This is a genomic window from Streptomyces flavofungini (assembly GCF_041028215.1).
Taxonomy (GTDB): Bacteria; Actinomycetota; Actinomycetes; order Streptomycetales; family Streptomycetaceae; genus Streptomyces; species Streptomyces flavofungini_B.
In genome coordinates, this window is record NZ_JASKYR010000121.1 from 1 (window position 1) to 15219 (window position 15219).

A 15219-nucleotide genomic window follows, 5' to 3' on the forward strand; every position below is an offset into this window, starting at 1 on the left:
TAGGCGGCGTCGCGTTCCGCGAGGCGGGCCGCGATGTCGAGCGAGCCGTCGAGGGCCCGCACGAGATCGGCCCGGAGCCGCGCGGCCTGCGGCGGGGACCCGTACTCCGCGGCCACCCGCCAGCTCAGCAGCAGCACCGAGGAGTCGATGCCGGACGGCAGCGCCACCTCGCGCAGCTCCGCCGTCCGCACCGCGAGCCGGTGCAGCGCGAGCACCCCGGCCACGGCGGAGAGCACCCCCGGCTGGTCGGGCACGGCCACGACCAGCTCCATGCCGAGCGCCTCCGCCTCCTCAAAGGGCCGCAGCGACAGCACGGGAGCGCCGGTACGGAACGCCTCCACGGCCAGCCGCTCCTGTTCGGCCGATGGCGCGGCGCCGTCCGCCGACGCGCTCTCCGGCTCATCGCCCGCGAGCACCGCGTCCACCCGTTTCACCAGGTCGGCGACGAGCGCCCCGCGCCACGCCGACCAGGCAGCGGGACCGGTCGCCAGGGCGTCCGCCTCGGTCAGCGCGTGCAGCAGTTCGAGCGTCCCCGCGGAGCCGACGGCCTCGGCGACACCGCGTACCGTCGCCGGGTCGTCGAGGTCGCGCCGGGTAGCCGTCTCCACGAGCAGCAGATGGTGGCGGACGAGACGGGCGAGGACGGCCACGTCGGCGGGGTCGAAGCCGACCCTGGCCGCCATGTCCCGCGCGATGGTCTCCCCGGCCACGGAGTGGTCCCCCGGCCAGCCCTTGCCGATGTCGTGCAGCAGGGCCGCCACGAGGAGCAGGTCGGGCCGCCCCACCCGCCGGCTGAGACCGGCGGCCCGTACGGCCGTCTCCACCAGGTGCCGGTCGACGGTCCAGGTGTGCACGGCGTTGCGCTGCGGACGGCACCGCACCCGCTCCCAGTCGGGCAGGAGCCGTGTGATGAGCCCCTCCGCCTCCAGTGCCTCCCAGACCTGGACGGTCGGCCGCCCCGCGCCGAGCAGCGTCACGAGCTGTTCCCTGGCCTCGGCGGGCCACGGCGTGGGCAGCGGACGCGCGGCCGCGGCGAGCCGGCGCACGGCGTGCAGGGAGAGCGGCAGACCGGCCTGCGCGGCGGCCGCGGCGGCCCGCAGCGGCAGGACGGGATCGCGTTCGGGCCGCGCGGCGCGGGCGAGCACGGCCTCGCCCTCCTGCTCCACGACGCCCTCGGCCAGCGGTGAGCGCTCGGTGGCCGTCCGGCCGCCGCCGAGGACGGCCCGCAGCCGTGGCCGCACCGACCTGGCCCGCAACACACGGCCCACCTCGCGCCAGGTGACGTCACCGGCGTAGGAGACGACGCGGGCGGCCTCGTACACCTGGCGCAGCAGGGTGTCGGCGTCGAGCAGGCCGAGGGCGTCGGCGACCTGGTCCTGCTCCTGGAGCGCGAGCCGGTCGGTGGCCCGTCCCGTGACCAGGTGCAGGGCGTCGCGGACGTCGAGCAGCCGCCGCTGGGCGTCGGCGAGACCCTCGCGCGGGGCGTCGGCGAGCCAGGACGCGGCGACGGCACGCAGCGCGGTGAGGTCGCGCAGACCGCCCCGCGCCTCCTTCAGGTCGGGTTCGAGCAGATGACCGAGCTCGCCATGGCGCTCGGCCCGTTCCTCGCACAGCTCGCGCAGTTCGGGCAGCCGCTTGGGTGCCTGGTTGCGCCAGTCGGCGAAGACGGCGGCCCGCAGACCGGTGGTCAGCCCCGCGTCGCCCGCGAGGTGCCGCGCGTCGAGCAGCCCGAGGTGGACCTTGAGGTCCTCGGCCGCGGTCTTGCGCGCCTGGGCCGGGGTGCGCACGGAGTGGTCGAGGGCGAGCCCGAGGTCCCACACGGGGTACCAGAGCCGGTCGGCGAGCGCGGCCACCCGGGCCGCGTCGGCGCTGCCGTCGTGCAGCAGGAGCAGGTCGAGGTCGCTGCGCGGGGAGAGTTCGCCCCTGCCGTAGCCGCCCACGGCGACGAGCGCGGCGCCCTCGGGCATGCCTTCGGGGCCGCCACCGGCGCGGAACAGCCCGGCGAGCCAGTCGTCGGTGAGTCCGGAGAGGGCGGAACGGCGCGGCGGCCCGGACCGCGACTCCTCGTGGAGGAGCCGCAGCCGGGCCGCCGCGTAGCCGCTGGGTCCGGAGTCTTCCGCTTCGGAAGCCGTTTCTGTGTTCATGTCCCTCACCCGGCAGCTCCTGTCCAGTCCCACTCGGTTCCGCTTGGTGGCGCGTGTCCGGCCGGGCCGGTCAGAGCGCGTCGGGTCCGCGCTCGCCGGTGCGCACCCGCACCGCCGTGTCGACGGGGACGCACCAGACCTTCCCGTCACCGATCTTGCCGGTACGGGCCGCCTTGACGACGACTTCGATGAGCTGTTCGGCGTCCTCGTCCTCGACGAGCACCTCGATACGGATCTTCGGTACGAGGTCGACCGTGTACTCGGCGCCCCGGTAGACCTCGGTGTGTCCGCGCTGGCGGCCGTATCCGCTGGCCTCGGTGACGGTCAGGCCGTGGACGCCGAAGGCCTGGAGCGCCTCTTTGATCTCGTCGAGCCGGTGCGGCTTGACGACCGCGGTGATGAGCTTCATGCGTCCACCTTCTTGTTCCGCTCTGCCTTCGCCTGGGGTGTGTCCGCGGCCGGGGCGGGCGCCGCCGCCGTGCGGGGTGCCGTGCCGCCGCCCGCGCCGCTGAAGTCGTACGCGGTCTCGGCGTGCTCGACCTGGTCGATGCCGGAGACCTCGACATCCTCGCTGACCCGCATCCCGATCGTCTTGTCGATCAGGAGGGCGAGCACCGCGGAGGCGATCAGGGAGTAGGCGAGGACGGCGCCGACGCCCGCGAGCTGCTTCCACAGCTGGGTGAAGGTGTGGTCTCCGTAGAAGAGGCCCGTGGCGTCCGACTGGCCGCCGCCGGTGGCGAAGAAGCCGACGAGGACGGAGCCGACGACACCGCCCACGAGGTGGACGCCGATGACGTCGAGGGAGTCGTCGTAGCCGAACCGGAACTTCAGGCCGACCGCCATGGCGCAGAGCAGACCGGCGATCGCGCCGATGGCGATGGCGCCGAGCGGGGAGCAGGAGCCGCCGGACGGGGTGATGGCGACGAGCCCCGCGACCGCGCCGGACGCCGCGCCGAGCGTGGTGAAGGCGCCGTGCCTGATCTTCTCGTAGGTGAGCCAGGCGAGCATGGCGGCGGCGGTGGCGATCTGGGTGTTGAGGAACATGAGCGCGCCCACGCCGTCGTTGTTGCCGAGCCATGAGCCGGCGTTGAAGCCGAACCAGCCGAACCAGAGCAGGGCCGCGCCGAGCATGACGAGCGGCAGCGAGTGGGGCCGCATCGGGTCCTTCTTGAAGCCGACGCGCTTGCCGATGACCAGGATGACGCCGAGCGCCGCGGCTCCGGCGTTGATGTGCACGGCCGTGCCGCCCGCGAAGTCGATGACGCCGAGCTCGAAGGCCCAGCCTCCGGTGCCCCACACCCAGTGCGCGACGGGGAAGTACACGACCGTGGCCCACAGGGCGATGAACAGGGCCCAGGCGGTGAACTTCACGCGGTCGGCGAGGGCGCCGCTGATCAGCGCGGGCGTGATGACGGCGAACATGAGCTGGAAGACGGCGAAGACGTAGACCGGGATGGTGAAGCCGTCCCAGAGCTGGTTGATGCCGAGGCCGCTGAGCCCGACGAAGTCGCCGTCCCAGCCGAAGAGGCTGCCGTGGTCGGTGCCGAACGCGACGGAGAAGCCGTACAGCACCCACAGGATGGTGACGATGCCCAGGCTGATGAAGCTCATCATCAGCATGTTCAGGGTGCTCTTGACGCGGACCATGCCTCCGTAGAAGAAGGCGAGTCCCGGCGTCATGAGCATCACCAGGGCGGAACAGATGAGCATGAACCCGGTGTTCGCGGCAGACAGCTCGGGGGTGTCTGCGGCGATCGTGATGCCTGGGGGCATCGGCGTCTCCTCGTCGTCGTATGCGGCCGTGCGGCGAACCCCCCGTGGGGTGGGAGCCGGTTATGCGCCAGAACACTGGCGCAGCGCGGTTTCGGCGGGGGCCCCTCGGTGTTTCACCGCAGTGACGAAGAGGTCGGGCGTGTTACGCCCCCATGAACTGCCGGGTCGGCCGGGACGCGGCTGCCTACCCTGCGCGGAACCCAGAGACCGGCCGCGGCGGCCATCCGGATGACCTGGCGTGGGGGAGCCGAGTCGGGCTGTTCGGGATGGTCCTGCCGCGGCCGGGGCCGGTCGTGCCGGATCTCAGACCGCCTCCGCGGTTTCCGGCATCTCGATGGCGAGCCGCTCGGTGAGCTGCACGACTTCGGCGACGTCGCCGAAGTCGCGGACGGCGGTGTCGACGGTCTTGCGCAGCCGGGTGTTGACCCGCTCCGAGCGCACCTTCTTGGCGATGTCCAGGGCCTGGCCCGCGAGGACCGTGCTCTGCTCGGGCTCGCGCTGGAGCAGGTGGACGGTGGCTTTGCCGATGAGGTTCAGCGCGTACGAGCGCTGGTGTTCCTGGTCCTTCTCGAAGAGCTCGACGGCACGGTCCATGACGGGCTCCGCCAGTGAGGCGTAGGCCGGGCTGCGGCCCGCCACGTAGGCCAGGTCCCGGTACGAGTGGGCGTTCTCTCCGTTGAGCTCGGCCTCGGAGAAGAAGCGGATCCAGTCCGGCTCCGGCTCGCCGGAGTCCAGCGCGTCGGCGAAGGTGTCCTCGGCCATGCGCACGGCCCGCTTGCACTTGCCGGGCTGGCCCATGCTGGCGTACGCGCGTGCCTCCATCGCATACAGCATGGCCTGGGTGCGCGGTCCCGCGCAGTCCCGGCTGCCGTACTGCGCGAGATGGATCAGTTCGAGCGCGTCGTCGGGCCGGCCGAGGTGGATCATCTGGCGGCTCATGCTGGAGAGGATGTACGACCCGAGGGGCTTCTCGCCCGCCTCCTTCGCGGCGTGCAGGGCGAGGACGAAGTACTTCTGGGCGGTGGGCTGGAGTCCTACGTCGTAGCTCATCCAGCCCGCCAGCTCGGCCAGCTCGCCCGCGACTCTGAACAGGCGCTTGGAGGTGGCGTCGGACTGGGGCTCCTGGAGCAGGTCCGTCACCTCGTGGAGCTGCCCGACCACGGCCTTGCGCCGCAGCCCGCCGCCGCACTGGGCGTCCCACTGGCGGAACATCACCGTGGTGGACTCCAGGAGGTCGAGCTCGGGCTTGGAGAGCCGCGCGGGGCGGCGCGMGGCGACGGGCTCGGGCTCCGGGGGCGGGGCCGACGACGGCGTCGGCACGAGCCAGCGCTGCATGGGCTCGATGAGGGCGGGGCCCGCGGAGAGCGCGAGCGAGGCGCCGAGGAAGCCGCGGCGGGCGAGCATCAGGTCGCTGCGCGAGAACTCGCTCATCAGCGCGACGGTCTGCGGCCCCGTCCATGGCAGGTCGACGCCCGAGGAGGCGGGGGTGCGGTGGGCGGCGCGCAGGCCCAGGTCCTCGACGGCGACGACGCAGCCGAACCGCTCGGAGAACAGCTCGGACAGGATGCGCGGGATGGGCTCCCTGGGGTTCTCGCCGTCCAGCCAGCGGCGCACCCGCGAGGTGTCGGTGGAGATGTGGTGGGCGCCCAACTGCCGCGCCCTGCGGTTCACTTGCCGGGCCAGCTCGCCCTTGGACCAGCCGCTGCGCACGAACCAGGACGTGAGCATCTCATTGGGGCGCTTCTCAGCGTTCGCACCGCTTCCGCCATTGCCGCCCACTGGAACGCCCCCATCCCTTGAGACACCTGCGCACCGTCCACGCCGTGCACTGTCACGCCAAGCCCTAACAGAATGCCGCCTGTTGCGGCCGCCCGTCCGGCGAATGTCACCCGTCGAACAGGAAACCGACTTGCCTCCGGCATACCCACGAGCGCTCGGATTTCCAGTGCCGTGTACCGAAAGTAATCCTACGATCACCGCTCCGGCGAGGGCGATCGCGGAAACGCCACCATTCGCCACCCCTTCGAATGAACTCCCGCGCCGCTACAAGCGATTCACTTGACATAGGACGGCCGAAAGTGGGCGGAGCGGAGTGCGCCGGGGCGTGTGTCGCCGTGCGCACCACCCCTGTAACCATCTGGCGCCGCCTACAGAGCACAGAGTCACGTACCGATTCCTATACGTAACCGTGGCACGCTCGACCCGTTGGAGGGGGCATGGGCTTCACGATCGGCGGCATCCGGGGAACCGACAGGCCCCGGGCCGGAGCACGGCGGCGCGGCCGCACATCGGACTGCACGGTGGTGGCGGAGTACACCGGCCTGTGGGGCTGGGACGCGGTGCCCGGCGCCCGCGCCCTGGACGGCGTCTGCTCCTGCGGCGACGCCGGCTGCGCGGCGCCGGGCGCCCACCCGCTGGACTTCGCCCGGGAGGTCCCGGCGGGCGCCACCCTGGACGAAGTGGCCAAGGCCTGGGCCGAGTTCCCCGGAGCGGCCGTGCTGCTGCCCGTGGGGCGCGCCTTCGACATCCTGGAAGTGGCCGAGTCAGCGGGGCGGCACGCGCTGGTCAGGCTGGAGCGGATGGGCCTGCCGCTCGGCCCGGTGGCGGTCACGCCCGAGGGCCGCGCGCAGTTCTTCGTCGCCCCCGGCGCCGCGGCCGGACTCCCCCGGCTGCTCTACCGCATGGGCTGGGACGACGCGGGCCTCGACCTGCGGGGCCTCGGCGCGGGCGAGCACATCACGGCACCCCCGTCCGACCGCGGCGGCCTCGGCCCGGTGCGCTGGCTGCGCTCCCCCGCGCTGGACTCGGCGACCGGACCCCCGCAGGCCCGCATCCTCATCGGCACCCTGGCGTACGTCGCCCACCGCTTCCCCGCATAGCCCCGCCGGACCTCCGGCCCGCACACGGAAGGGCCCCCTCGCATCTGCACCATGCGAGGGGGCCCTTCTCCGCGTCCGCGCGTCCGGCGTCAGTCGCCGATGAGCGCGTCCACGAACGCCTCGGGCTCGAACGGCGCCAGGTCGTCCGCGCCCTCGCCGAGGCCGACGAGCTTGACCGGTACGCCGAGTTCGCGCTGGACGGCGACGACGATGCCGCCCCGCGCGGTGCCGTCCAGCTTGGTCAGGACGATGCCGGTGATGTTGACGACCTCGGCGAAGACCCGCGCCTGCACCAGGCCGTTCTGTCCGGTCGTCGCGTCGAGGACGAGCAGCACCTCGTCGAGCGGGGCGTGCTTCTCGACGACGCGCTTGACCTTGCCGAGCTCGTCCATGAGGCCCGTCTTGGTGTGCAGCCGGCCCGCGGTGTCGATGAGGACGACGTCCGCGCCCTCCGCGATGCCCTCCTTGACCGCGTCGAACGCGATCGAGGCGGGGTCGCCGCCCTCGGGCCCGCGCACCGTCCGGGCACCGACGCGCTCGCCCCAGGTCTGCAGCTGGTCGGCGGCGGCCGCGCGGAAGGTGTCCGCGGCGCCGAGGACGACCGAGCGGCCGTCGGCGACCAGGACGCGCGCGAGCTTGCCCGTGGTGGTGGTCTTGCCGGTGCCGTTGACCCCGACGACCATCACGATGCCGGGCGTCTCCAGGCCCGACTCGGTCTTCACGGCGCGGTCGAGGTCGGTGCCGACGAGGGCGAGCAGCTCCTCGCGCAGCAGGGTGCGCAGTTCCTCGGGGGTGCGGGTGCCGAGGACCCGGACGCGCTCGCGCAGGCGCTCCACGAGCTCCTGCGTGGGGGCGACGCCGACGTCGGCGGTGAGCAGCGTGTCCTCGATCTCCTCCCAGGTGTCCTCGTCCAGGTGCTCGCGGGACAGCAGCGTGAGCAGTCCCTTGCCGAGCGCGTTCTGCGAGCGGGAGAGCCGGGCGCGCAGCCGGACCAGGCGTCCGGCGGTCGGCTCGGGGGTCTCGATCTCCGGGGCGGCCGGCTCCGCGGCCACCGGCTCGTCTACGACCGGGGGGAAGGCGGACGGCTCGACGAGCGGGAGCTTCACCTCCTCGATCGTTTTGCGCGTTTCGTCGCGCGGCGTCTCGGCCTCGTCGCCGACCTTCGGTTCGGCGGGAGGGGCGGTGATGGTGGGCGTGCTCGACGGGGCCTGCGAGGACAGCCGCTTCTTCTTGCGGCTGCCGACCACGAGCCCGCCGAGTGCGCCGATCACGACCACGGCGATGACTACAGCAAGGATGACGATTTCCATAACCCGTCCAGTATCGGCCATGGCCCCCGCAGAGGCCCAGATTGTGTTTTCCTCCAAAGAACATAAGCCGTGAGAGGAGACTACTCGGACTAAAGTACGATGGAGCTCTCCGTATCAACGCGCGTAGAGTCCATCGCGATTACCCCACCGACGGATCGCGACGTTGCGAGCCGAGCGAGAGGCACGGACCCACCCCCATGAGCACCACCGCCGAAACCGAAGGCGCCCTCGAGACGCGCGGCCTTGAGCCCGTCCCGGACGCCGAGCGCACGGGCCGGACCCGCGAGCTGTTCCCCACCTGGGTAGCGGCCAACATCAGCGTTCTGCTGCTCACCATGGGCGCGGGCCTGATCGTCTCCAACGGCCTGAACTTCTGGCAGGTCCTGGTCGTCGCGCTCGTCTCGCCCCTGCTGAGCTACGGCCTGGTCGGGCTCATCTCCATCGCGGGCAAGCGCGGCGGCTCACCGGGCATGACGCTCTCGCGCGCGGTCTTCGGCCAGCGCGGCAACCTCTTCCCCGGCGCGCTGATCTGGGTCGCCCGCTGGGGCTGGGAGACGATCAACGCGGTCACGGGCGCCTACGCGCTCATCACCGTCCTGAACATCTGCTTCGGCGTCGAGTCGAGCACCTGGCTCACCGTGGTGACGCTGGTCGCCTTCGTCACCTGCACGTTCCTGATCAGTGGCCTCGGCCGCAAGATCCTGCACATCTGCAGCACCTGGTCGACGTACGCCTTCGGCGCCTTCAGCGTCCTCGTGCTGGTCTACCTGATCGCCGAGACCGACTGGTCCGCCGTCTTCGACAAGCCCGCGGGCTCCACCGCGATGATGGTCGCCGGTGTCGGCACGATCGCCGCGGGCGGCATCAGCTGGGTCCCGACCGGGCCGGACTTCACCCGCTACCTGCCGCGTACGGCCTCCAACAAGCCACTGGTCGGGCACGCCGTCGGCGGCGCCGGCATCGTCGTGGTCCCGATGGTCCTGATGGGCGCCGTCATGGCGGTCTCCGCGCCGAAGCTCTCCACCGCGGCGGACCCGGTCTCCTTCCTCGGCTCGCTGCTCCCGACGTGGATCGCGGTCCCGTACCTGATCATGGCCCTGATCGGCATGCTCCTGATCAACTCGATGTCGATGTACTCCGCGGGCTTCACCGCGATGACCCTCGGCATCAAGGTCCCGCGCGCGTGGGCGGTCAGCGTGAACGCGGTCATCAGCCTGGTCTTCGGCTACATCCTGATGAACGTGGCGACGAGCTTCATGGGCTCGTTCATCTCCTTCCTCACCCTGCTCGCGGTCGCGTTCTCCGCCTGGATCGGCGTCTTCGGCGTCGACATGCTGCGCCGCAAGACGTACGACGGCGAGGCCCTGATGGACACCAAGCGCACCAGCGCCTACTGGTACAAGGCGGGCTTCGCCTGGCAGGCCATGACCGCGTGGGCCCTCGCCCTGGTGGTGGGCCTGCTCTTCACCAAGGTCGACTGGTTCAGCGGTCCGCTCGCCACCTCCTGGATCGGCCGCCACGGCCTGGGCTGGCTCGCCACGATCGTCATCGCGGCGGCGCTGTACGCGGTCCTGCCGAAGACCCCGCTGGTCGAGAAGGACGCCGCCGGAGCGGGCGGCAAGGGCGACGGCGAGTCCGAGCTGCTCTCCGTCTGACGAAGCCCCCCGGCCCGGACGCCCGGTCCGCGCCAACCTCGCCGGAACATCCTCCACGGGGCTACCCATCTGACACCGCGCCCACTACCGTCCCCCTTCGCTCGCCGCCCACGCACGGTGAAGGGGGACGTTCCCATGCCCGTCACAGTCGTACGCTTCAACCTCGTCGACCCCGCGGCCACGCCCGCCGCGCTGAGCGACCGCTACAAGGCCGCCCTGGAGATGTCCGCGTACGCGGACGACCGCGGCATCACCACCGTCCAGACCGAGGAGCACCACGGCGCCGAGAACAACTGGCTGCCCTCGCCCTTCGCCTTCGCCGGAGCGGTGTTCGGGGCCACCCGGCGGATCTCCGTGACGGTCTCCGCGATCATCGGCCCGCTGCACGACCCGCTGCGGCTCGCCGAGGACATCGCCGTGCTCGACCTGCTGAGCGGCGGGCGCCTGGTCACCGTCGCGGGGATCGGCTACCGGCCGGAGGAGTACGCGCGTGCCGGTGTCGACTACAAGCTGCGCGGCAAGCTCCAGGACGAGCTTCTGGAGACGCTGCTCAAGGCCTGGTCCGGTGAGCCCTTCGCCTTCCGCGGCCGCACGGTGCGCGTCACCCCGCGCCCGCTGACCCAGCCGCATCCGCTGCTGCTCGTCGGCGGCTCCTCGAAGGCGGCGGCCCGGCGCGCGGCCCGGCTCGGCCTGCCGTTCTTCCCCAGTGCCCATCTGCCGGACCTCCAGACGTACTACGAGGAGCGGCTCGCCGAGCACGGCACCGAGGGCTGGACGATGATGCCCGCCGCGGAGACGCCGCTGCTGCACATCGCCGACGACCCCGAGCGGACCTGGGCCGAGCACGGCCGCCACTTCCTGCACGAGGCCCGCACCTACGCCTCCTGGCAGAACAGGGACATCCACTCGGCGGTGAAGTCGACGGCGACGACGGTCGAGGAGCTGCGCGCGGAGGGCGTGTACCGGGTGCTCACTCCGGAGGAGTGCGTGACGTACGCCAAGGGCGACACCGGGAGCCTCATCCTGCATCCGCTCTCCGGCGGGATGCCCGTCGACGAGGGCTGGCGCAGCCTGCACCACTTCTGCGAAAACGTACTGCCCCGGCTGAAGGACAAGTGAGCACGCGTCCTTGAGCCGGGGCAGCTTCCTGAAGAGGAGGGGGCAGCGGGGTTTTAGCCCATCTCCTCCAGGGCCTTGCCCTTCGTCTCCTTGACGAACTTCATGACGAAGGGGATCGAGAGCGCGGCGAAGGCGCCGTAGATGATGTACGAGCCGGTCAGCGACCACTCGGACATGCTCGGGAAGGTCTTCGTGATCGCGAAGTTGGCGAGCCACTGGGCGGAGGCCGCCACGCCGAGGGCGGCGGCGCGGATGCGGTTCGGGAAGATCTCGCCGAGCAGCACCCAGACGACCACACCCCAGGACAGGGCGAAGAAGAGCACGAAGGCGTTGGCGGCGATGATCGCGACCATGCCCTGCGTGTTCGGCAGCGAGACGGCGTCGCCCGAACCGGTCCGGTACGAGAAGGCCCACGCCATGGTGAACAGGGCGATCGCCATGCCCGCGGAGCCGATGATGGCCAGCGGCTTGCGGCCGATGCGGTCCACGAAGATCATCGCGATGACCGTACCGATGATGTTCACGATCGAGGTCTCGAACGAGTACAGGAACGAGCTGGAGGGGTCCTTGCCGATGGACTGCCAGAGCTGGTTCGAGTAGTAGAAGATCACGTTGATGCCGACGAGCTGCTGGAAGACCGACAGCATGATGCCGATCCAGACGATCGGCAGGAAGCCGACCTTGCCCAGCAGGTCCTTGAAGGACGGCTTGTGCTCACTGCGCATGCCGCCCTCGATCTCGGCCACGCGCGCGTCCAGGTCGATCGTGGTGCCCTCGACCTCGCCGAGCACCTTGCGGGCCTCGGCGTCCCGGCCCGCGGAGATCAGGAAGCGCGGCGACTCGGGGATGGCGAAGGAGAGCAGGCCGTACAGGACGGCGGGGATGACCATGACGCCGAGCATCCACTGCCAGGCCTCGAGACCGGCCAGCTTGCCGCGCTGGTCGCCGTCGGCCATGTTCAGGATGCCCCAGTTGACGAGCTGGGAGACGGCGATGCCGATGACGATCGCGGCCTGCTGGAACGAGGCGAGCCGGCCGCGGTAGGCGGGCGGGGCGACCTCGGCGATGTAGGCCGGGCCGATGACCGAGGCCATGCCGATGCCGATGCCGCCGATCAGGCGCCACACCGTGAGGTCCCAGGCCGCGAAGGGCAGGGCCGAGCCGATGGCGCTCGCGGCGAAGAGGACGGCGGCGATCTGCATGCAGCGGATGCGGCCGATCCGGTCGGCGATGCGTCCGGCGACGGCGGCACCGACGGCACAGCCGAGCAGCGCGGTGGCGATGATCCAGCCGAGCATGTTGGCGTCGACGTCGAACCTGTGCTGGATGGCGACGGTCGCGCCGTTGATCACCGAACTGTCGTAGCCGAAGAGGAAGCCACCCATCGCGGCAGCCGCCGTAATGAAGATGACATGGCCGAGATGGTCCGGATGGGCCTCTCTGGCTCCGGACTGGGGCGCCTTCGCTGTGCTGGTCACGTGTACTCCTCGGGCCACCGGCAGCGTCGCCGGGGGTGGGGGCGAGTTCTTCAAGTGGCGCACAACTTCACGCCGCCCACCACCTGAAGGTAAAAGCAACGTTGCAGAGACTATGCCTTCAAGTTTCGAAGTCAATAGGGGGGCGGTTGTGAATTTGTGGGCGACTTGGGGCTGGGTGGATTCAAGTCTTGAAGTCGGATACGAGCGTCCTGTTGCCGCGTCCGCAAGATCCGAAACCCGGGCCGACCGGCTACGAACCGACTGCCGACCGGCTGCGGACCGGCTCCGAACCGGCTGCGGACCGCAGACGGCCCCGCCCGTGAACGGCTCGCGAACCGCTCAGCGGAGCCGCTGGCTGATCACCTTGGAGACGCCGTCACCCTGCATCGAGACGCCGTACAGGGCGTCCGCGACCTCCATCGTGCGCTTCTGGTGCGTGATCACGATGAGCTGCGAGGCCTCCTGGAGCTCCTGCATGATCCGGATCAGGCGCTGGAGGTTGGTGTCGTCGAGCGCCGCCTCGACCTCGTCCATCACATAGAACGGGCTCGGCCGTGCCTTGAAGATCGAAACGAGCAGCGCCACGGCCGTCAGGGACCGCTCACCACCCGAAAGCAGCGAGAGCCGCTTGACCTTCTTGCCCGGCGGCCTGGCCTCGACGTCCACACCCGTGGTGAGCATGTTGTCGGGGTCGGTCAGGATCAGCCGCCCCTCACCGCCGGGGAACAGCCGCGAGAAGACGCCCTCGAACTCCCGGGCCGTGTCCCGGTAGGCCTCGGCGAAGACCTGCTCGACGCGTTCGTCGACCTCCTTGATCACCTGGAGGAGGTCGGCCCGCGTCTTCTTGAGGTCTTCGAGCTGCTCGCTCAGGAACTTGTGGCGTTCCTCCAGCGCCGCGAACTCCTCAAGCGCCAGCGGGTTCACCTTCCCGAGCTGCTGATACGCCCGTTCGGCTGACTTGAGCCGCTTCTCCTGCTCGGCGCGGACGAAGGGCACCGGCCTGTTGCGGGGGTGCTCAGGGTCTTCCGGCAGCTCCTCCCCCTCGGCGGGGGGCGAGGGCGGCACGGGCCTGCCGGGGCCGTACTCGGCCACGAGCCCCGCCGGTTCCACACCGAGTTCCTCCAGTGCCCTGGTCTCCAGCTGCTCGATACGCAGCCGCTTCTCCGCACCTAGTACCTCGCCGCGGTGAACTGAATCAGTCAGCTTGTCCAGCTCCGCCTTGAGATCGCGCCCCTGGTTGCGCTCGGCCACCAGATCCCGCTCCCGCACCTCCTTGGCGCGCTCGGCGGCGGTACGTTCCTGCTCCGCCCTGAGCAGGGAGACCTCGACATGGGCGAGGAGCTGACGGCCACCGGCGGCGACGGCCGCCGCGACGGCGGCCTCATGGCGCAGACGGGCCTTGCGCCGCTCGGCACGCGCGCGTGCCTCGCGTTCGGCGCGGGCGGCCCGGTCCAGGGAGTCGGCCCGGCCCGCGAGCCCCTTCACCCGCTCCTCGTGCGTACGGGCCTGGAGCCTGGCCTCCATCTCGGTCTGCCGGGCGTTGGCCCCGTCGGCGGCCAGGCGGTCGCGCACGGAGGTGTCGGGCTCCTCGTCGGCCGGCGCCTCCTCGGCGACGGCCAGCCGCTCGGCCAGCTCCTCGGCCTCCGCGACGGCACGGTCGAGCGCCTCCTGCGCCTTGGCCGCCGCCGCGGTGCTGCGCTCGGCCTCGCCCGCCGCGCCCCGCGCCTGCCCGGCGAGCGCGCCCAGCCGCTGGGCGACGGACGACTTCTCCCGGTCGGCGGCCCTGCGCCGCTCCCCCAGCTCCTCGACGAGCGCGGCGGTCTCCGCGCGCCGCCCGGCCGCGCTGTCCTGCGCCCCGGCCAGCTCCTGGCAGCGCACGGCGAGCTGTTCGAGCTCGGCGGCGGCCTCGTCGACGGAGGCCTGTACTTCGAGCAGGCTCGGCGCCCCGGCGGAGCCGCCGTGCGCGAAGTGCGCCCCGAGCAGATCGCCCTCGGCGGTCACGGCCGTCAGCTCGGGGTGGGCGTAGACGAGGTCCTCGGCGTCCTCCAGGGTCCCGACGGCGACCATCCCGCTCAGCAGCCGCCGCACGGCCGGCATCAGCTCCTCGGGCCCCCGTACGAGGTCGGCGACGCGGGGCGCGCCCGCCCGCCGCTCCTCGCGCACATCCTCCGGGGCACCGCCCAGCAGCAGGGCTGCGCGCCCCGCGTCCTGCTTGCGCAGCAGCCGGATCGCCTCGGCCGCGGTGCCGGGACCGCTCACCGCGAGGGCGTCGGCTCCCGCGCCGAGCGCCGCGGCGACCTGCACCTCATACCCCGGAGTGACGCTCAGGAGTCCGGCGGCCGGGCCGAGCAGTCCGGTGAGCTGCTCACCGGCCGACAGCAGGGCGCCGGTGCCGTCCTTGCGCCGCAGGCCGAGCGCGAGCGCCTCGTGCCGGGCGGCGACGGCGGCCCGCTCGCGCTCCGCCGCGGTCGCCGCCTCCCGTGCCGAGGTGAGCGCGGCCTCGGCCGCCGCGAGGTCCCTGCGGGCCGCGTCGTGCCGTTCACCGAGCTCCGCGTCGTCCGCGTCCAGATCGTCGACCTCGGCCCTGAGCCGCTCGTACGCCTCCTGTGCGGTGACCGCGCGCTCGGCCGCCCCGTCGCGCGCCTCGGCGAGGCGGTCGATCTCGGCCTGGGCGTTCGCGGGCCGCGCCAGGCCCTCCCTGCGGTCGGCGATGGCCCGTGCCACGTCCTTGAGCCTGCGCTCCTCGACCGCGAGGCGCTGCTCCAGGTCGGCCCGGTGCGCCACGGTGTCGTCGAGGGCGTGCTCGGCGGCTTCGAGCGCCGCCTCACCCCGCCCCTTCAGCGGGCCCAGCAGACCTGGTA

10 protein-coding genes are annotated in these 15219 nt (G+C 71.8%); 3 read left to right on the forward strand and 7 right to left on the reverse strand.

Features of this window, described 5'->3' with window-relative positions:
• From AB8Z36_RS11310 to nsdA, 4 genes are all read right to left on the reverse strand, one after another.
• Positions 1-2144: [protein-PII] uridylyltransferase (locus tag AB8Z36_RS11310; protein ID WP_369213107.1), on the reverse strand; the 2144-nt coding region annotated here is incomplete at its 3' end.
• 70 nt (positions 2145-2214) lie between these two features.
• Positions 2215-2553 carry a P-II family nitrogen regulator gene (locus AB8Z36_RS11315; protein ID WP_369213108.1) on the reverse strand — a complete coding sequence of 113 codons (339 nt, stop codon included), beginning with the start codon at positions 2551-2553 and terminating at the stop codon, positions 2215-2217.
• Positions 2550-3917: an ammonium transporter gene (locus AB8Z36_RS11320; RefSeq protein WP_369213109.1), complete on the reverse strand. Its 1368-nt coding sequence runs from the start codon at positions 3915-3917 to the stop codon at positions 2550-2552. The genes AB8Z36_RS11315 and AB8Z36_RS11320 overlap by 4 nt, the downstream gene beginning before the upstream one ends.
• A 303-nt stretch (positions 3918-4220) precedes the next feature.
• Entirely contained in the window at positions 4221-5696 is a 1476-nt protein-coding gene (nsdA, locus tag AB8Z36_RS11325; RefSeq protein WP_369213110.1) for a transcriptional repressor NsdA, read from the reverse strand.
• A 437-nt stretch (positions 5697-6133) separates the two neighbouring features.
• Between nsdA and AB8Z36_RS11330 the strand changes: the two genes are divergently transcribed.
• Positions 6134-6796, forward strand: coding sequence for a bifunctional DNA primase/polymerase (locus AB8Z36_RS11330; RefSeq protein ID WP_369213111.1), 663 nt, complete (start codon positions 6134-6136; stop codon positions 6794-6796).
• Between the two features lie 89 nt (positions 6797-6885).
• Here the strand turns inward: AB8Z36_RS11330 and ftsY are convergent, their stop codons facing one another.
• Positions 6886-8106: a signal recognition particle-docking protein FtsY gene (gene ftsY / locus AB8Z36_RS11335; protein WP_369213112.1), complete on the reverse strand. Its 1221-nt coding sequence runs from the start codon at positions 8104-8106 to the stop codon at positions 6886-6888.
• A 197-nt stretch (positions 8107-8303) separates the two neighbouring features.
• Here ftsY and AB8Z36_RS11340 point away from each other — a divergent pair, with 197 nt between their 5' ends.
• Positions 8304-9761, forward strand: a complete 1458-nt coding sequence (locus AB8Z36_RS11340; protein ID WP_369213113.1) for a cytosine permease — start codon at positions 8304-8306, stop codon at positions 9759-9761.
• Positions 9762-9896: 135 nt separating this feature from the next.
• Complete coding sequence (locus tag AB8Z36_RS11345; RefSeq protein WP_369213114.1) at positions 9897-10880, forward strand: LLM class flavin-dependent oxidoreductase; 984 nt, start codon at positions 9897-9899, stop codon at positions 10878-10880.
• A 53-nt stretch (positions 10881-10933) separates the two neighbouring features.
• Here the strand turns inward: AB8Z36_RS11345 and AB8Z36_RS11350 are convergent, their stop codons facing one another.
• Together AB8Z36_RS11350 and AB8Z36_RS11355 are read right to left on the reverse strand one after the other, a co-directional pair.
• Positions 10934-12358: a sugar porter family MFS transporter gene (locus AB8Z36_RS11350; RefSeq protein WP_369213115.1), complete on the reverse strand. Its 1425-nt coding sequence runs from the start codon at positions 12356-12358 to the stop codon at positions 10934-10936.
• A 339-nt stretch (positions 12359-12697) separates the two neighbouring features.
• Positions 12698-15219 (reverse strand): AAA family ATPase (locus tag AB8Z36_RS11355; protein ID WP_369213116.1); only part of this gene is annotated, 2522 nt, incomplete at its 5' end.